This window comes from Pseudomonas sp. SK2, from assembly GCF_016772395.1.
GTDB classification, from domain to species: Bacteria; Pseudomonadota; Gammaproteobacteria; order Pseudomonadales; family Pseudomonadaceae; genus Aquipseudomonas; species Aquipseudomonas taiwanensis.
In genome coordinates this window covers 4,401,467-4,418,532 of the sequence record NZ_CP061944.1, presented here as the reverse complement: position 1 = coordinate 4,418,532, position 17,066 = coordinate 4,401,467, and the positions used below count along the sequence as shown (strand labels likewise).

Here is a 17,066-nt window from a genome sequence, read left to right as displayed (position 1 = left end):
CTCCGTGCCATCATGTCCGAATACAACCCTTGCCTTGACTGCGGCGCCTGCTGCGGGTATTTCCGTGTGTCCTTTTTCTGGGGCGAATGCCAGTCTGCCGGCGGCCTTGTGCCGGATGACCTGGTGGTGCAAATCAACCCGACGCGTGTTGCCATGATCGGCACCGACGCCAAGCCTTGCCGCTGCGTCAGCCTGCAGGGCGAGATTGGCAAGGAAGTCGCGTGCACCATCTACGCCAACCGTTCCAGCCCATGCCGCGAGTTCGAGGCGTCTTGGGAGGGTGGGGTGCATAATCCAAGTTGCGACGATGCGCGGGCGTTCTATGGCCTGCCTCCGTTGACGCCACCAGAGGCCAACGAGCCGCATTGGCCGGATGATGGGGCCGAGGTGGCCTGAAGCGTCAGCTGTAAGAAGGTTCTGAATCTGAAACCGAATGCTTCAGTAGGGCAGGGGGCGGTGCGCGTGCAGACTTCGGTCTGGCCGTGTCGCGACCTGTACGTCATCCAGCCCGGCATCCGGCTCGACCACGCCTTCGATGAGCTGCCGGTGGTGCTGGGCTTGAGGCGTGTTCGCCGATAGAGCTGCAGCGTTCTTGAGATCGAGCGCCGCCCGCGCGGCGCATCGCGAGCAAGGCTCGCTCCTACGTCTGTTTCGGGCCAGTAACGCCAGTGACAGGCGCGCGCGACCGCCTTGTTTGTACGGCACGGTATCGCGCTATGCAGCCAGGCGTTCGCGTGCAAATCCCGCAGGACTCATTGGCCCGAAACAGACGTAGGAGCGAGCCTTGCTCGCGATGCGCCGCGCGGGCGGCGCTCGGTTTCAGCACCACCGCAAACGCCAGACATGCACCCGCCGCCCACTCCAAACCCAAGCCATACCCCCACCCACCCCACATGACGTTAAACTGTCATCTCCCCAGCCATGGACAGGAGATCCGGCGTGACCCCACCCCGCAGTTTCCCCAGTGACCTCTGCCTCGACAGCCCGCGCCTGCAGTTGCGCCCGATGCGCCACGCCGACGCTGCACAATGGCTGAAGATCATGGCCGACCCCGAGGTCATGCGTTACTGGCACCACGCACCCTGGCAAGACCTTGCCGAAGCCCAGAGCGCACTGGCCGCCGACCGCGAAGCGTACGCCAATGGCGACCAGCTCAAGCTGGGCATGTATCGCCGTGACAACGGCGAACTGATCGGCATGGTGCAGCTGTTCAATATCGATGACGTCTCCCGCCGTGGCGAAATCGGCTATTGCCTGGCCAGCGCCGTGCAGGGCAGGGGCTACATGGATGAAGCGCTGACCTGCTTCATCGATTACCTCGCCCACACCTTGCACATGCGCCGCCTTGAAGCGGAAATCGACCCGCGCAACAGCGGTTCGGCCCGTACCCTGGAACGCCAGGGATTCGTATTGGAAGGCACGCTGCGAGCACGCTGGTGCGTGGCGGGCGAGCTGTCCGACTCGGGGATATACGGTCTGTTACTTGAGCCGCCTGTCGTCTGACCGCCCGGTGCTGTATGGTCGGCAATCTCGACGATTGAGCACGGAGCCGCCGTTTGCCAGCTTTCTACCTCACCTTGAGTCTCGCCTTGTACCTGCTCTGCCTGGCGTTCGATGGCGCCCTGATGGGCGCTGATCGGCACATGCCAGCACTGCAGATGCTGCTTTACGGGCCCTGGGGCGTGCCCTTCGGGTTGTTCCAGTGGTTCGCCAATCCGCTGCTGGCATTGGCATTCCTGAGCCATCGGCGCTTCCGACGGCTGGCCCTGGGGCTGGGTTTGGGGGCGCTGTACCTCGCCGCCAGCAGCTTCGGCATTGAACGCCTGCCCGATAACATCAGCTATGAGTTCCATGAGCGAACCGGCTTTGGTGCGGGCTTCTACCTGTGGCTGGCGGCAATCGTCGTGTTCTGTGCCGGCCAGGCCTGGCAGTGTTGGAAGGCCCGCAGCCGTGACGATGTGCCAGGTTGGAACTGGCTGGATGTGGCATTGATTGCGGCGCTTGGGGTGACCTTTTATGCCGCCACGCAGATGCCATCGTTGCGCTTCGAGCCTGGCAAGGTGCTGATGCCGCCGGAGCAGCCGCGGGCATTCTGATGCTCGCCAGGAGGGACGATGATGATCAGACATTTTTTGATAGGCCTTGCAGTGGCCGGTTTGCTGCCGCAGGCATGGGCCGAGGAAAACTCGCAGGGCTATGGCCAGTGCATGGACAAGGCGGCCAGTACGGCGGCAATGAGTGCATGCATTCAACAGGAGACCGCGCTGCAGGACCAGCGGTTGAACCGGGTCTACAAGCGGCTGATGGCCAAGCTCGATGCCGGTCAGCAGAAGCGTCTGCGGGAGGTGCAGCGCCAGTGGATCGCTTATCGCGACGGCAACTGCCAGTTCCATGTGCAGGCCAGTGGCGGGACCATGGCTCTGCTTGAAGGTGGAATGTGCATGCTGGACATGACTCGGGAGCGGGCGGGGGAGCTGGATCGGGTGCTCAGCCCTGGGCAGTGATGTGGGGGCTCCGTCACGCTCGCCGGCAAGTCGACTCCTGGCGCAGTCCTCGCCGGAGCCGGCTTGCCGGCGATGGTGTCAGTGCGCAAGTCGCGCAGCCATCCTTTATCGCTTGCGCGCCTTCAGGTACTCACGCACCTCGCGTGCATCGCCGGCAAACTCGATGCGTTCGGCCTTGGCCTCGCGCTGGTAGGCGTACATCGGGTCGTAGTACTCGTTGAGCAAGCCCTCGATCCAACCCCGGTGCAGGTCCACCGCGCCGCAGCGCTGCTGTTCGTCCAGCGCCTGGCGCATGATCTCGGACAAGCGCTGGAAACGCTCGCCGCCCAGGCGCTTGTGGATATTGCTCATGCTTTGCAGCATGCGCTCGGCGAACAGTCGTTGACCAAGCTCCTCGCCGTGCAGTGCGATGAATTCGGCGCTCAGGTTGACCACGTAATCGCGCAAGATGCGCTCCACGCGGTTCCCGAAGCTGTCCTCCAACCACACCATCGGATATTGCTGCATGCCCTGGTACAACTCCAGCGGCACCGAGCAACTGCCGACAATACGGCCTTCATCCTCGAGCACGAACTGGTCGATGCCGCGAGCGCGCTTCTTCAGTACGTCGATGGCCAGGCGGTTCTCGAAGTCGATCTGCGAAGGCTGTGCGGTGGCACGCTTGCCGAAACTGGATCCGCGATGGTTGGCATGGCCTTCCAGGTCGAGCACGTTGCTCAGCTGGTGCAAGACATCGGTCTTGCCTGTGCCGGTCAGGCCGCCCACCAGCACGAAATCGCATTGCGCCACCGCCTGCAGGGTGGTTTCCAGCAGGAACGTGCGCATGGCTTTGTAGCCACCCTTGATGCGTGGGTAGTCAATGCCGGCCTCGTCACGCAGCCACTGCTGGACGATCAGCGAGCGGAGGCCGCCGCGGGCGCAGTACAGGTATCCGTCGGGGTGGGCCTTGGCAAAGCTGGCCCAGGCATGCAGGCGCTCGCGCTTGGTAGTGCCGCTGACCAGTTGGTGGCCCAGGGTGATGGCGGCGGCCTGGCCTTGTTGCTTGTAGCAGGTGCCAACCTTCTGCCGTTCCTGATCGGTCATCAGCGGCAGGTTGACGGAGCCCGGGAAGGCCCCCTTGGCAAACTCGATGGGCGCGCGCATGTCCATCATGGGCGCGTCGTCGAGGAACAGCTGGCGAAAATCGGTGCAGTCGGGGCGCATCAGATCACCTCGACCGCGTGGCTCTGTCGCTCGACCAGCGCGCCGATCGGCGCGAGCTTCAGGCCAAGCGCTGCAGCTACGTCGAGAAACTCCGCTTCACCCTCTGGAGTAACGGCTACCAACAGGCCGCCGCTGGTCTGCGGGTCGCACAGCAGGTGCTTCTGCTCGTCGCTCAAGGCGCCGATCTTGTGGCCATAGCTGTCGAAGTTACGCAGGGTGCCTCCTGGGATGCAGCCCTCGGCCAGGTAGTGGTCGACACTGGGTAGACGCGGTACGGCTGTGTAGTTCAGGTGCGCGGTCAGGCCACTGCCTTCGGCCAGTTCCACCAAATGGCCGAGCAGGCCGAAACCGGTCACGTCGGTCATGGCCTTGACGCCGCCAAGCTTGCCAAAGCGGCTGCCGGGGGTGTTGAGGGTGCACATCCAGTCACGGGCCAGGCCGTGGTCCTGTTCGCGCAGCTTGGCTTTCTTCTCGGCGGTGGTGAGGATGCCGATGCCCAAGGGTTTGGTCAGGTACAGACGGCAGCCCACGGTAGCGGTGTCGTTGCGCTTGAGGTGATGCTTGCTGACCACGCCGGTGACGGCCAGGCCGAAGATCGGTTCCGGGGCGTCGATGGAGTGGCCACCTGCCAATGGAATGCCTGCTTCGGCGCACACGGCGCGCCCGCCACGGATCACCTCGCGAGCCACTTCCGGTGGCAGTACGTTGACCGGCCAGCCAAGAATGGCGATGGCCATCAAGGGGTCGCCGCCCATGGCGTAGATGTCGCTGATCGCATTGGTGGCGGCGATGCGGCCGAAATCGTACGGGTCATCGACGATGGGCATGAAGAAGTCGGTGGTCGAGACCACGCCACGTTCATCGTCCAGTGCGTAGACGGCGGCATCGTCGCGGGAGGCATTGCCCACCCAGAGCTTCGGGTCGAGGGCCTGTGCACCGCTTTCGGCGAGGATCACGTCCAGTACCTTGGGAGAGATCTTGCAGCCACAGCCGGCACCGTGGCTGTATTGGGTCAGGCGAATCGGCTCGCTCATATGCACCTCGTGCGCTCAATGATGTTGCGCGATTGTAGCAAAGCTGGTCTTTGCGCCATGGACTCTTATACTTGCCACGGTCGGCGCGGATGCCGGCCCTTTCCCCGCTATTGAACCGGAGAACCCCAATGCTCAAACGCCCTCTGGCCCTTGCAGCCGGACTTGCGCTGTCTTGCTGCGCCGTCATCGCCCAGGCTGCCGATACCCTGCGAGTCAGTGCCATCCCAGACGAAGCGCCAACCGAACTGCTGCGCAAGTTCAAGCCGCTGGGGGAATATCTGTCCAAGCAGCTGGGCATGGACGTGAAGTTCGTGCCGGTGGCCGATTACCCGGCAGTGGTCGAATCGCTGGCGTCCGACCGCTTGGACCTGGCCTGGCTGGGAGGCTTCACCTTCGTCCAGGTGCACCTGAAGGACCCCAAAGCTACGCCATTGGTACAACGTGAACAGGACGCGCAATTCACCTCCAAGTTCATCACTGCCAATCCGGACGTCAAGAGCCTGGCCGACCTGAAGGGCAAGTCCTTCGCCTTCGGTTCGATTTCGTCCACTTCCGGTAGCTTGATGCCGCGTTACTTCATGCTCAAGGAAGACAACATCAAGCCGGAGAGCTACTTCAGCCGCGTGGCCTACTCCGGTGCGCACGACGCGACGGTTGCCTGGGTTCAGGCCGGCAAGGTCGATGGTGGCGTGCTCAATGCCAGCGTATGGCAGAAGCTGGTCGATGCCGGCAAGGTCGACACCAGCAAGGTCAAGGTGTTCGCCACTACCCCGGCCTATTACGACTACAACTGGACCGTGCGCGGCAACATGGATCCGCAGCTGAAGGAAAAGATCAAGAAGGCCTTCCTCGACCTCGACCCGGCCAACCCGGAGCACAAGGCGATCCTCGACCTGCAGGCCGCCAGCCGCTTCATCGAGACCCAGCCTGAGAACTATGCAGGCACCGAGCAAGCGGCACGTGAGGCCGGCCTGCTCAAGTGACTATCCATCTTCACAACGTCGACCTGCGACACGGCCAGGTTCGTGCCTTGAATGCCGTCAACCTGCGGATCGAGCAGGGTGAACGGGTTGCGATCATCGGTCCTTCAGGGGCTGGCAAATCCAGCCTGTTGCACCTGATGGCGACGGCCATCGAGCCCAGTGCCGGCCGCCTGGAGGTGTTTGGCGAACAACCCTGGAGCCTGTCCGCAGGGGCTCGTCAGCGTTTGCGCACGAGGGTGGGGCTGGTGCATCAGGCACCGCCCTTGCCGCCGCGCCAGCGAGTGGTAACGGCGGTGCTGGCCGGCCGACTCGGACGGTGGGGCACCCTGCGTGGCTTGCTCAACCTGCTTTACCCAAGCGACGTGCCGGGGGCGCGTCAGGCGCTGGCCGAGCTGGGGCTGGCCGATAAACTGTTCGTGCAGTGCGGGCAGTTGTCTGGCGGCCAGTTGCAGCGGGTCGGCATCGCCCGGGCGCTTTACCAGCAGCCTGAACTGTTGCTGACCGACGAGCCGGTGTCGGCCATGGACCCCGTGTTGGCCGATCACAGCCTGGCCTTGCTCAACCGCCACGCCATGACCAATGGCGTGACCCTGGTGGCGAGCCTGCATGCCGTGGACCTGGCTCTGGCGCATTTCCCTCGGGTGGTAGGCATCCGTGATGGCCAGGTGGCGTTCGATTGCCCCGCGGCGGCGGTCAGCGAAGCACGCCTGGATGCGCTGTATGCCAACGAGCAACTGGCGTCGCCCCCCACGACCAGCCCGACGTTGACGGTACAGATTCCACGATGCTGAAATCCGATGTCCGCGACCCGGCGCTGCTGCCGCGCTTATTGCTGAGCCTGATTGCCGTGGCCCTGTTGTGGCCCGGTTTGCAGTTGAGCGAGCTCGATCCTGGTGTGTTGCTGCAGGCAGAGAACCGGCAGCAGATCGCCAGTTTCACCCGCGCGTTCTGGCCGCCAGCCCATGACCACGAGTTCCTGGCGCTGTTGTATCAGTCGACGTTGCAGACCCTGGCCGTGGCCACTGCCGGTATGGCCCTGGCGCTGCTGCTGGCGGTGCCGGCCAGCCTGATGGCCAGCCGCGCCCTGTCGTTGCGCGCAGCCTCCAGGGGCGGTAGGGCAGGGCTGTGGTCGCGGTTGCTGCGCATGCCCGTGCGCGGCCTGCTGATCTTCCTGCGCAGTGTGCCGGAGATCGTCTGGGCGCTGCTGTTCGTGCGCGCCGTGGGGCTGGGGCCGACAGCCGGGGTACTGGCCATCGCCATTACCTACAGCGGTATGCTCGGCAAGGTCTACGCAGAGATCTTCGAGTCGGTCGACCAGCGCCCGGCCCATGCGTTGCTGCAGGCCGGCAGTGGCCGACTGACCGCATTCTTCTACGGCATTCTGCCCACGGCTGGAGCCGAGGTCGTGTCCTACACCGTATACCGCTGGGAGTGCGCGGTGCGCGCTTCGGTGGTGATGGGCTTCGTCGGCGCCGGTGGGCTTGGCCAGCAGATAGACCTCTCGATGCGCATGTTCGCCGGTGCTGAAGTGGCAAGCATGCTGCTGGCGTTTCTGGTGCTGGTATTTCTGGCCGACCAACTCAGCCGCTTCCTGCGGGGGAGGTTGGCATGAACCGGGTGATCAACCTGCTGGTGGTCGCTGTCATCATCGCGGCGGTGGTGGCGTCTTTCGCATACCTTGAGCTGGATCTTCATGCGATGGTCGGCAACGGTGGCCTGGGGCAGATGGGTGAGTATGCCGGGCGGTTCCTGCGGCCTGACCTGACTGGCGAGCACCTGCGCGCAGTGGGGCGTGGTGCCCTGGAAACCCTGGCCATGTCCGGGATGGGCACCCTGCTCGCAATGGGCTTGGGGATGCTGCTGGCATTGCCTGCGGCAGGGCGTTTCGGCTGGCTGCTACAGGCTGCCGCGCGCCTGCTGCTGAACGCCCTGCGGGCCATACCTGAACTGGTGTGGGCTGCGTTGACGGTGCTGGCTGCCGGGCTTGGGCCGAATGCCGGTACCCTGGCGCTGGCACTGCATACCGCCGGGGTATTGGGGCGTCTGTTCGCCGAAGCGTTGGAGAATGCGTCACCGGAACCGGCGGCGGCCATTCGTTTGCAAGGTGGTAGCCAGCTGGCTGCGTTCTGTTTCGGGACGTTGCCCAACCTCTGGCCTCAGCTGCTGGCCTACAGTTTGTACCGCTGGGAAAACAACATCCGCATGGCCAGCGTGCTGGGTTTCGTCGGCGCGGGGGGATTGGGGCAGATGCTTTACACCACCTTGAGCCTGTTCCAGGAAGCGCAGGCCAGTACGGTGATCATTGCCATGCTGGTGCTGGTCCTGCTGGTCGATGCGTTGAGTGATCTGTTGCGCCAGCGGTTCGTGCGCGCCTGATAGAGGGACCGGCCGCTTTGCGGCCCCCCGCTGGCAAGCCGGCGCCTACACCCGTTCCCCGCGCTGCGCCTCGCGCTGCATCGATTCCAGGTTCCGCTCGATCGTTTCGCAGATGGTGTCCATCTGGATTTGGTGCTCGCTGAACTTGAACGGGCTCTGCAAGTCGGTGCCGATACGCTCGATGGCCAGCAACATGAACCCCACTACCGTCGACGCCAGGGGCGTGAACCACCCCAGCGATTCCACCAGCCCGATTGGCACGATCAGGCAGAACAAGGTGATGAACAGCCGTGGGAAATACACATAGGGGTAGGGCAGGGGCGTGTTGGCGATTCGTTCCATGCCGCCCTGGGCATTGGAGAGGTCCACCAGGGTGGACTCCAGCCGCGCCAGACGGATGCTGTCCAGGCGGCCAGCCTGGTATTCCCTGGCCAACAGGGTTGCCGAACCGCTGAGAATATCGTTGGCGAAATTGTTGGAACGGTTGCGCCGCTCGAACTCGTCCAAGGGGATGAACGCCATCAGTTCATCCGGGCAGGCCTCGCCCTTCAAGTGTGCCGCCAGGCAGTTGACGTAGGCGATGTGCCTGCGCAGCAGGGTTGCCTTGGCCGGGTTCAGGCCCTCCGTGGGGTCATCGATCAAAGTCAGCGTCTGCCGGGCAAAGCTGCGAGAGCTGTTCACCAACGCGCCCCAGAGTGTCCTGGCCTCCCACCAGCGGTTATAGGCACTGCTGTTGCGAAAACTCACCAGCACCACCAGCGCCGAACCCAGCAGGGTCAGCGGGATCAGTGGCAGGGTGAACTTGCTGTTGAAGAACAGCATGAAGTCGATGGTGACCAGCACATCCCAGATCAGCAGCCAGAACAGCGACCAACCGATGTAACCGAAAGTCTTCACCACCAGGCGGTACTGGCGGGCGATGAGGTTCTTCACACGCGCTACCTCGAAACGTGGGCGATGCAGGTTCGGACGTCGAGGAGAAGGGAAGGTTCGCTGTAACGGGACCAAGGGTTTTAGGCGCTGTATGAAAAGCCTTGCTACTCGGTGATGCTGCGTTGAAAACAGCCTGACCTTCGTCTCAAGACTTTTCACGCAGAGCCTGGCAAAGGTGAAGGGTCAACCTGTCACTTGCTTCATTTGCACCAGCGCCACCCGCTTGCCATCCGGGGTGTGCCGTTCTTCGATTGCGAAGGGCGCGAAACCAAGCGATGGATAAAGCAGCAGGCCCGCGGTGTTGTGGTTGAAGCACGACACCCACACCTCCCGCGCCGCGAATTGTTCGCGGGCCAGATCGACCATGCGTTGCACCAGATAGCGCGCCACCCCTCGGCCACGCGCCGCCGGCGCCACGACGACATTGCCCAATGCGCAAACCCCGCCCCTTTCTGCCTTGTAGAAGTTGGCGAAGCCCAGAACCACGCCCTCGCCCTCGACCACCGTCGAGCCACTGCGCTGGGCGATGGCGTCGCTCAACTGAGCAGGTGTCAGCGGGTAGCTGGCCTTGGGGAACATGTAGAACAGTTCGTCCGGACCTTGGGGGAAACAGCAGATGACGGGTATATCGGCGGTTTGCGCGGGGCGATGTGTCAGGAGCATGGGGCAGCGTTCCTTACTGATGATTGCTCATGGTCCGTCATCTTCCATCGGTGGCGCCGATCGGACAAGCTGCCCCTGAACGCTTTAGCCTCCTGGGTTGGCGGTTGCCACATAGCCCTTGATGGCTGGCGGCGTCGCGCGAGGATTGGCCTTGCGCGCCTGCAGGTACTGGAAACGTCGCCATTCCTTGGCAATTTCGCTGTAGGACATGAACACACTGACGCGCTCACGCCCGGCCAGGTCCGGCCGGCTCTGCGCGTCGATCTGCTTCGTGGGGATGAACGCGACGCTGATACCCACCACCTTGCCGTCTCCAGCAAACACCGGGCCGCCAGACATGCCCTTGACCATCGGCCCGTCGTGTACCGAATAAAACACACTGCCTGGCGTACCTTCCAGGCGTACCAGCGATGGCAGGGCATGACCGGTGCCCTGAACGGGGACCATGAAGCTGTTGAAACCTACCGCCGTGACCGACTCGCCCGGCACATACTGGCGCCAGGTGGGAACCTGCGCCGCCTTGTGCTTGAAGAACACCACGTCGCCGAGGCCTTCGTGGACCACGTTGCGCAGGAAGGGCGTGTGTTTGGCGGTTACCGCATAGTCTTCATTCCACTGAATGGCCGAGGCCATCAGCAGCATCGGCAGCGGAGCACCTGAGGTGACCACGAAAGCCTGGTCGTAGACGGGATCTGAGACGTAGGAGGTTGGCATTCCATTGCACCCACTGAGCAGCATCATTGCAGCCAGGCAGGGCGCGGTTTTTTTCATGGCACACACAGAGGTGGAAAAACGGGAGCGCAACTATGGCCAGATGACATCATTCGATCAATGCTTTCTGCGTATATCCGACGAATAACATCCTAAGTAGAGGCTTGGCTGCTGGCCAATAGAATCCAGGCATGGCTGCAGGCGGCACAGTCGTTGGCGTGGCGCCAATTAATGGCGTGTCATTGGCAGGTTCGGTGCGGTAGCAAGGGTACAGGGCAGGAGCCTGGTTACAGGCACAAAAAAACCGACCATAAGGTCGGTTTTCTTCGGATTTGGTGCCCCGAGGGAGACTCGAACTCCCACTCCTTTCGAAAACGGATTTTGAATCCGCCGCGTCTACCAATTCCGCCATCAGGGCGTGTGGCGCGCAGTATAGAGAGGTGTCTTGGGTCGGTCAATCGTGTTTCATAGTCAATTTTCACACATTGGGCTAAACTTTGCGGCCCTGTCGAACCGAACACCATCATGCGCGTCGCCGATTTTTCTTTCGAACTCCCCGATTCCCTGATCGCTCGTCATCCGCTGGCCGAGCGCCATGGTAGCCGTCTGCTGGTCCTCGATGGACCTAGCGGGGCGCTGGCGCACAAGCAGTTCCCCGATCTGCTCGACTACCTGCGCCCTGGCGACCTCATGGTATTCAACAATACCCGGGTGATCCCGGCGCGGCTGTTTGGCCAGAAGGCTTCCGGCGGCAAGCTGGAGGTGCTGGTAGAACGGGTGCTCGACAGCCACCGGGTTCTGGCCCATGTGCGCTCCAGCAAGGCGCCAAAGGCCGGCTCGCTGATCCTCATCGACGGTGGTGGCGAGGCCGAGATGGTCGCGCGCCACGAAACGCTGTTCGAACTGCGCTTCACCGAAGAGGTGCTGCCGTTGCTTGAGCGGGTAGGGCACATGCCGTTGCCGCCCTACATCGACCGCCCGGACGAAGGCGCCGACCGTGAACGCTACCAGACTGTGTATGCCGAGCGTGCGGGCGCGGTAGCGGCACCCACTGCCGGGCTGCACTTCGACGAAGCGTTGTTGGAAAAAATCGCCGCCAAAGGCGTGGAACGGGCCTTCGTCACCCTGCACGTGGGGGCGGGCACCTTCCAGCCAGTGCGGGTCGACAAGATCGAAGACCACCACATGCACAAAGAGTGGCTTGAGGTGAGCCAGGAGGTGGTCGATGCCATCGATGCCTGCCGTGCGCGCGGTGGCCGAGTGGTGGCGGTCGGTACTACCAGCGTACGTTCGCTGGAAAGCGCGGCCCGCGATGGTGTGCTCAAGGCTTTCAGCGGCGACACCGATATCTTCATCTACCCAGGCCGTCCCTTCCATGTGGTCGACGCCCTGGTCACCAATTTCCACCTGCCGGAGTCCACGCTGCTGATGCTGGTCTCGGCCTTCGCCGGTTACCCCGAAACCATGGCTGCCTACGCGGCGGCGGTCGAGCAGGGGTACCGCTTCTTCAGTTACGGTGATGCCATGTTCATCACCCGCAATCCGGCGCCACGCGGCCCAGAGGATCAAGCATGAGTCGCACCTGTCGAATGTCCTTCGAACTGCTGGCCACCGACGGCAAGGCCCGTCGTGGCCGTCTGACCTTCCCACGTGGCACGGTGGAAACCCCGGCGTTCATGCCGGTGGGTACCTATGGCACGGTCAAGGGCATGCTGCCGCGTGACATCGAGGCCATCGGCGCCGAGATCATCCTCGGCAATACCTTCCACCTGTGGCTGCGTCCAGGTACCGAGGTGATCAAGAAGCACAACGGCTTGCACGATTTCATGCAGTGGAAAGGCCCTATCCTCACCGACTCCGGTGGTTTCCAGGTATTCAGCCTGGGTGCCATGCGCAAGATCAAGGAAGAGGGCGTGACCTTCGCCTCGCCGGTGGACGGCTCCAAGGTGTTCATGGGCCCTGAAGAGTCCATGCAGGTCCAGCGCGACCTGGGTTCGGACATCGTCATGATCTTCGACGAGTGCACGCCGTATCCGGCCGAGCACGACGTGGCGCGCACCTCCATGGAGCTGTCGCTGCGCTGGGCCCAGCGATCGAAGAACGCCCATGGTGACAACACAGCGGCACTGTTCGGCATCGTCCAAGGTGGCATGTACCAGGACCTGCGCATGCGCTCGCTGGAAGCGTTGGTCAACATCGACTTCGACGGCCTTGCCATTGGCGGCCTGTCGGTGGGCGAACCGAAGCACGAAATGATCAAGGTGCTGGATTACCTGCCGGCGCAGATGCCTGCTGACAAACCTCGTTACCTTATGGGGGTAGGCAAACCGGAAGATCTCGTTGAGGGTGTGCGCCGCGGCGTCGACATGTTCGACTGCGTGATGCCGACGCGCAACGCGCGTAACGGCCATCTGTTCGTCGATACAGGGGTGATCAAGATCCGCAATGCGTTCCATCGCCACGATGATTCGCCGCTGGACCCGACCTGTGATTGCTACACCTGCACCAACTTCTCCCGTGCCTATCTCCATCACTTGGACAAGTGCGGCGAAATGTTGAGCAGCATGCTGAATACCATCCACAACTTGCGCCATTACCAGCGCTTGATGGCCGGTTTACGCGAGGCTATTCAACAGGGTAAATTGGCCGCCTTTGTCGACGCCTTTTATGCCAAACGCGGGCTGCCTGTGCCGCCTTTGGACTGACTGTTCGCTCTTATTATTAAAACTTAGCAACTGGAGTGCCCAATGAGCTTCTTGATTCCCGCCGCTTACGCGGATGCTGCTGCACCTGCCGCCGGCCCCGCCGGTACTGGCTTCGAGTGGATTTTCCTGGTTGGCTTCCTGGTCATCTTCTACCTGATGATCTGGCGTCCTCAGGCCAAGCGTGCCAAGGAGCAGAAGAACCTGCTGAGCAACTTGCAGAAAGGTGACGAAGTTGTCACCAACGGCGGTATCGCTGGCAAGATCGTCAAGGTTTCCGATGATTTCGTGGTTCTGGAAGTTTCCGACAACGTCGAGCTGAAGTTCCAGAAGGGCGCCGTGGCTGCGACCCTGCCAAAAGGTACGCTCAAGGCTATCTGAGTTACCGTTTTTTCTTACCAGTCGGGGCGCGCAACGCGCCCCGCGTCTTGAACGGGCGGCGTGATGCTGAACAAATACCCTCTGTGGAAATACGCACTGATCGTGCTGGTACTGGCGATCGGCTTTATTTATTCCGCTCCCAACCTCTACCCGGATGATCCGGCGGTGCAGATCAGCGGCGCCAGTTCCGCGCTGCACGTGAGCCAGGCCGACCTGGACCGCGCTACCAAGGCGCTGGCCGATGCCGGCATCGCCGTCAAGGGCGCGAGCCTGGGCGAAAAGGGCAGTGGTCTGGTGCGTCTGACCAACCAGGAAGACCAGCTTCCAGCCAAGGATGTGGTACGCAAGGTACTGGGCGATGAGTACGTCGTGGCCCTGAACCTGGCGCAAACCACCCCGCAGTGGCTGCGCAACCTGGGTGCAAGCCCCATGAAGCTCGGCCTGGACCTGTCCGGTGGTGTGCACTTCCTGCTGGAAGTGGACATGGACAAGGCCATGACGGCCCGCATGAAGGTCTACGAAGGCGAGGTGAAGACCTTGCTGCGCAAAGAGCGCATCCGCTACCGCAGCCTGCCGCAGCAGGATGGCGGGATCATGCTGGGCTTCGCTGACGATGCTACCCGCGAGCAGGCACGTGTCCTGATCCGCAAGAATTTCAATGATTTCGACCTGACCACCACCGAGCGCAACGATGTCGCGGTGCTGCGTCTGGCGCTGACCCAGGCGAAAGTCGCCGAGATCCGCGAATACTCGATCAAGCAGAACCTCACCACCGTGCGCAACCGCGTCAACGAGCTGGGCGTGGCCGAGCCGCTGGTACAGCGTCAGGGCGCCAACCGTATCGTGGTCGAGCTGCCAGGCGTGCAGGACACTGCCGAGGCCAAGCGTATCCTGGGTAAAACCGCCAACCTCGAGTTCCGCTTCGGTGCCGAACCCGGTGCCTCCAAGGCCACTACCGAGGTCTTCGAGTTCCGCGAAGGCGGTCGTTCCGCTGCAGTCGAACGGGGTCTGATCATCACCGGTGACCAGGTGACCGATGCCCAGGCCAGCTTCGACGAGCATGGCCGTCCACAGGTGAACATTCGCCTTGATGGCCATGGTGGTGAACTGATGAGCCGTGCCACGCGCTCCAATGTCGGGCGCAGCATGGCGGTGATCTTCATCGAGCAGAAGCCGGTCACTCGCTACGAGAAGCAGATGGTCGACGGCGTTGAGAAGGACGTCGCGGTCCAGACCTTCAAGGAAGAGAAGAAGATCATCAGCCTGGCGACCATCCAGTCGCCTCTGGGCAGCCAGTTCCGCATCACCGGCCTCAATGGCCAGGGCGAATCTTCCGAGCTGGCGCTGCTGCTGCGTGCCGGTGGTCTGGCCGCGCCGATGTACTTCGCTGAAGAACGTACCATTGGCCCGAGCCTGGGTGCCGACAACATCACCAAGGGTATCGATGCGTCCCTGTGGGGCATGCTGTTCGTCTCGCTGTTCATCATCGCCATCTATCGCGCTTTCGGTGTGATCGCCACCATCGCCCTGGCGGGCAACATGGTGCTGCTGTTGGCCCTGATGTCGCTGCTGGGCGCGACCCTGACCCTGCCTGGTATCGCCGGTATCGTGTTGACCATGGGTATGGCGGTGGACGCCAACGTGCTGATCTTCTCGCGTATTCGTGAGGAGCTGAATGCCGGCATGTCGGTGCAGCGTGCCATTCACGAAGGTTTCAACCGCGCCTATACCGCGATCATCGACGCCAACCTGACCAGCCTGCTGGTGGGTGGCATCCTGTTCGCCATGGGCACTGGCCCGGTCAAGGGCTTCGCGGTCACCATGTCCCTCGGGATTTTCACCTCGATGTTCACCGCCGTCATGGTGACCCGCGCCATGGTCAACCTGACCTGCGGCGGGCGTGACATCAAGAAGCTGTGGGTTTGAGGGAGCTGCGATGAAAACCATCAACTTCATGGGCGTGCGCAATGTCGCGTTCGCCATCACTGTGCTCCTCACCGTACTGGCACTGTTCAGCTGGTGGCAGAAGGGTCTCAACTTCGGCCTGGACTTCACTGGCGGTACGCTGATCGAGCTGACCTACGAGCGCCCCGCCGACCTCAAGGCCGTCCGGGCAGAGCTGGTCGATTCGGGCTTCCACGAAGCCGTGGTGCAGAGCTTCGGCGCCACCACCGATCTTTTGGTGCGTATGCCGGGCGATGACCCGCAGCTGGGCAACAAGGTGGCTGCCGCCTTGCAGAAGGCTGGCGGCGACAACCCGGCGACCGTCAAGCGCGTCGAGTTCGTCGGCCCGCAGGTGGGTGAAGAGCTGCGCGACCAGGGCGGCCTGGGCATGCTGCTGGCCTTGGGCGGCATCCTGATCTACCTGGCCTTCCGCTTCCAATGGAAGTTCGCGGTCGGTGCCATCGTTTCGCTTATCCACGACGTCGTGGTGACCCTGGGCATCCTGTCGTTCTTCCAGATCACCTTCGACCTGACGGTGCTGGCGGCCGTGCTGGCGATCATTGGTTACTCGCTGAACGACACCATCGTCGTGTTCGACCGGGTGCGTGAGAACTTCCGGGTGATGCGCAAGGCCTCGCTGATCGAGAACATCAACGTCTCGACCACCCAGACCCTGTTGCGCACCATCGCCACGTCGGTATCGACCTTGCTGGCGATCGCAGCCCTGCTGTTCTTCGGTGGCGACAACCTCTTTGGCTTCTCGCTGGCGTTGTTCATCGGTGTCATGGCCGGTACCTATTCGTCGATCTACATCGCCAACGTGGTGCTGATCTGGCTGAATCTGAGCAGTGAAGACCTGATTCCGCCTGCCAAGACCGAGGGTGTGGACGACCGTCCTTAACGATCGATCCTTCGCCATCCGGCACCTCAAAAGGCGCGAGTGTTGAACTCGCGCCTTTTTTTTCGTTCCAAGGCAGGGAGAAGGCGGGTGAGTCCCGCGGGTACGATCAGGAGGTTCACGTGAACAAATCAATGCTGGTGGGTGCGGTTCTGGGTGCTGTCGGTGTTACCGCCGGAGGTGCTGTGGCGACCTACAGCTTGGTGAACAAAGGCCCCGAGTATGCTCAAGTCACCGACGTTCAGCCGATCAAGCAGCAGGTGAAAACGCCGCGAGAGGTCTGCAAGGACGTGGCGGTAACCCGTCAGGCTCCGGTCAAGGACCAGCATCAGATCGCCGGTACCGTAGTCGGTGCCATTGCCGGTGGTCTGCTGGGTAACCAGATCGGGGGTGGTACCGGCAAGAAGATCGCCACCGTGGCCGGTGCGGTCGGTGGTGGCTATGCCGGTAACAAGGTGCAGGAAGGTATGCAGGAGCGCGACACCTACACCACCACCCAGACGCGCTGCAGCACGGTGCATGACGTCAGTGAGAAGGTGGTCGGGTACAACGTGACCTATTCCATCGGTGACAAAGTGGGTCGGGTGAAAATGGATCACGAACCTGGCTCGACCATTCCGGTGGACAAGAATGGCCAGCTGATCCTGAGCGACGCCCAGCAGTAAGAGGGGCTCAGGTCGGCGCGGTTCACCTAGTCAGCGCCGCTGCTACAGGCACAAAAAAAGCACCCCTCG

At 62.4% G+C, this 17,066-nt stretch carries 19 protein-coding genes and 1 tRNA gene; 14 read left to right on the top strand and 6 right to left on the bottom strand.

The window, feature by feature from the left end:
* The first annotated feature begins 12 nt into the window (after positions 1–12).
* The 4 genes from IF103_RS19910 to IF103_RS19895 all read left to right on the top strand — a co-directional run bounded on the left by IF103_RS19910 (position 13) and on the right by IF103_RS19895 (position 2,504).
* A complete protein-coding gene (locus IF103_RS19910) occupies positions 13–396 on the top strand; it encodes a YkgJ family cysteine cluster protein (protein WP_023382254.1) in 384 nt (127 codons plus the stop codon).
* 543 nt (positions 397–939) lie between these two features.
* Positions 940–1,503 carry a GNAT family N-acetyltransferase gene (locus IF103_RS19905; protein WP_023382253.1) on the top strand — a complete coding sequence of 188 codons (564 nt, stop codon included), beginning with the start codon at positions 940–942 and terminating at the stop codon, positions 1,501–1,503.
* A gap of 53 nt (positions 1,504–1,556) precedes the next feature.
* Positions 1,557–2,096 carry a hypothetical protein gene (locus tag IF103_RS19900; protein WP_023382252.1) on the top strand — a complete coding sequence of 180 codons (540 nt, stop codon included), beginning with the start codon at positions 1,557–1,559 and terminating at the stop codon, positions 2,094–2,096.
* A gap of 21 nt (positions 2,097–2,117) precedes the next feature.
* Positions 2,118–2,504, top strand: coding sequence for a lysozyme inhibitor LprI family protein (locus IF103_RS19895; protein WP_023382251.1), 387 nt, complete (start codon positions 2,118–2,120; stop codon positions 2,502–2,504).
* 105 nt (positions 2,505–2,609) lie between these two features.
* Here IF103_RS19895 and mnmH read toward each other — a convergent pair whose 3' ends face one another.
* The gene (mnmH, locus tag IF103_RS19890) at positions 2,610–3,707 is read right to left on the bottom strand and encodes a tRNA 2-selenouridine(34) synthase MnmH (RefSeq protein WP_202675609.1); all 1,098 of its coding nucleotides are present in this window, start codon (positions 3,705–3,707) and stop codon (positions 2,610–2,612) included.
* The gene (selD, locus tag IF103_RS19885; protein ID WP_104883336.1) at positions 3,707–4,741 is read right to left on the bottom strand and encodes a selenide, water dikinase SelD; all 1,035 of its coding nucleotides are present in this window, start codon (positions 4,739–4,741) and stop codon (positions 3,707–3,709) included. The genes mnmH and selD overlap by 1 nt, the downstream gene beginning before the upstream one ends.
* A gap of 128 nt (positions 4,742–4,869) precedes the next feature.
* Between selD and IF103_RS19880 the strand changes: the two genes are divergently transcribed.
* From IF103_RS19880 to phnE, 4 genes are read left to right on the top strand one after another with little or no spacing between them, the layout of a single operon-like run.
* Positions 4,870–5,724 (top strand): putative selenate ABC transporter substrate-binding protein, encoded by an 855-nt coding sequence (locus IF103_RS19880; RefSeq protein WP_023382248.1) that lies wholly within the window; start codon positions 4,870–4,872, stop codon positions 5,722–5,724.
* Positions 5,721–6,515 carry a phosphonate ABC transporter ATP-binding protein gene (locus IF103_RS19875; protein ID WP_023382247.1) on the top strand — a complete coding sequence of 265 codons (795 nt, stop codon included), beginning with the start codon at positions 5,721–5,723 and terminating at the stop codon, positions 6,513–6,515. The genes IF103_RS19880 and IF103_RS19875 overlap by 4 nt, the downstream gene beginning before the upstream one ends.
* Positions 6,509–7,336 (top strand): PhnE/PtxC family ABC transporter permease, encoded by an 828-nt coding sequence (locus IF103_RS19870; protein WP_027906611.1) that lies wholly within the window; start codon positions 6,509–6,511, stop codon positions 7,334–7,336. Before IF103_RS19875 ends, IF103_RS19870 begins: the two co-directional genes overlap by 7 nt.
* Positions 7,333–8,100 carry a phosphonate ABC transporter, permease protein PhnE gene (gene phnE, locus IF103_RS19865; RefSeq protein WP_202675608.1) on the top strand — a complete coding sequence of 256 codons (768 nt, stop codon included), beginning with the start codon at positions 7,333–7,335 and terminating at the stop codon, positions 8,098–8,100. Before IF103_RS19870 ends, phnE begins: the two co-directional genes overlap by 4 nt.
* A gap of 45 nt (positions 8,101–8,145) precedes the next feature.
* Here phnE and IF103_RS19860 read toward each other — a convergent pair whose 3' ends face one another.
* The 4 genes from IF103_RS19860 to IF103_RS19845 form a co-directional block, all read right to left on the bottom strand.
* The gene (locus tag IF103_RS19860; protein WP_023382244.1) at positions 8,146–9,033 is read right to left on the bottom strand and encodes a bestrophin family protein; all 888 of its coding nucleotides are present in this window, start codon (positions 9,031–9,033) and stop codon (positions 8,146–8,148) included.
* A gap of 183 nt (positions 9,034–9,216) precedes the next feature.
* A complete protein-coding gene (locus tag IF103_RS19855) occupies positions 9,217–9,696 on the bottom strand; it encodes a GNAT family N-acetyltransferase (protein ID WP_202675607.1) in 480 nt (159 codons plus the stop codon).
* An 84-nt stretch (positions 9,697–9,780) separates the two neighbouring features.
* On the bottom strand, positions 9,781–10,434 hold the full coding sequence (locus IF103_RS19850; protein ID WP_027906609.1) for a trypsin-like peptidase domain-containing protein: 654 nt from the start codon (positions 10,432–10,434) through the stop codon (positions 9,781–9,783).
* Between the two features lie 306 nt (positions 10,435–10,740).
* Positions 10,741–10,825, bottom strand: a tRNA-Leu gene (locus IF103_RS19845).
* Positions 10,826–10,932: 107 nt separating this feature from the next.
* On the opposite strand from IF103_RS19845, the gene queA reads away from it, so the two are divergent.
* The 6 genes from queA (at position 10,933) to IF103_RS19815 (ending at position 16,997) form a co-directional block, all read left to right on the top strand.
* A complete protein-coding gene (gene queA / locus IF103_RS19840) occupies positions 10,933–11,982 on the top strand; it encodes a tRNA preQ1(34) S-adenosylmethionine ribosyltransferase-isomerase QueA (protein WP_023382224.1) in 1,050 nt (349 codons plus the stop codon).
* Positions 11,983–11,996: 14 nt separating this feature from the next.
* The gene (gene tgt, locus IF103_RS19835) at positions 11,997–13,112 is read left to right on the top strand and encodes a tRNA guanosine(34) transglycosylase Tgt (RefSeq protein WP_162144435.1); all 1,116 of its coding nucleotides are present in this window, start codon (positions 11,997–11,999) and stop codon (positions 13,110–13,112) included.
* Between the two features lie 42 nt (positions 13,113–13,154).
* Entirely contained in the window at positions 13,155–13,490 is a 336-nt protein-coding gene (gene yajC, locus IF103_RS19830; protein WP_023382222.1) for a preprotein translocase subunit YajC, read from the top strand.
* Positions 13,491–13,553: 63 nt separating this feature from the next.
* Entirely contained in the window at positions 13,554–15,416 is a 1,863-nt protein-coding gene (secD, locus tag IF103_RS19825) for a protein translocase subunit SecD (RefSeq protein ID WP_023382221.1), read from the top strand.
* 10 nt (positions 15,417–15,426) lie between these two features.
* The gene (gene secF, locus IF103_RS19820) at positions 15,427–16,335 is read left to right on the top strand and encodes a protein translocase subunit SecF (RefSeq protein ID WP_023382220.1); all 909 of its coding nucleotides are present in this window, start codon (positions 15,427–15,429) and stop codon (positions 16,333–16,335) included.
* A gap of 119 nt (positions 16,336–16,454) precedes the next feature.
* Positions 16,455–16,997: a glycine zipper 2TM domain-containing protein gene (locus IF103_RS19815; protein ID WP_023382219.1), complete on the top strand. Its 543-nt coding sequence runs from the start codon at positions 16,455–16,457 to the stop codon at positions 16,995–16,997.
* Positions 16,998–17,066: the final 69 nt, after the last annotated feature.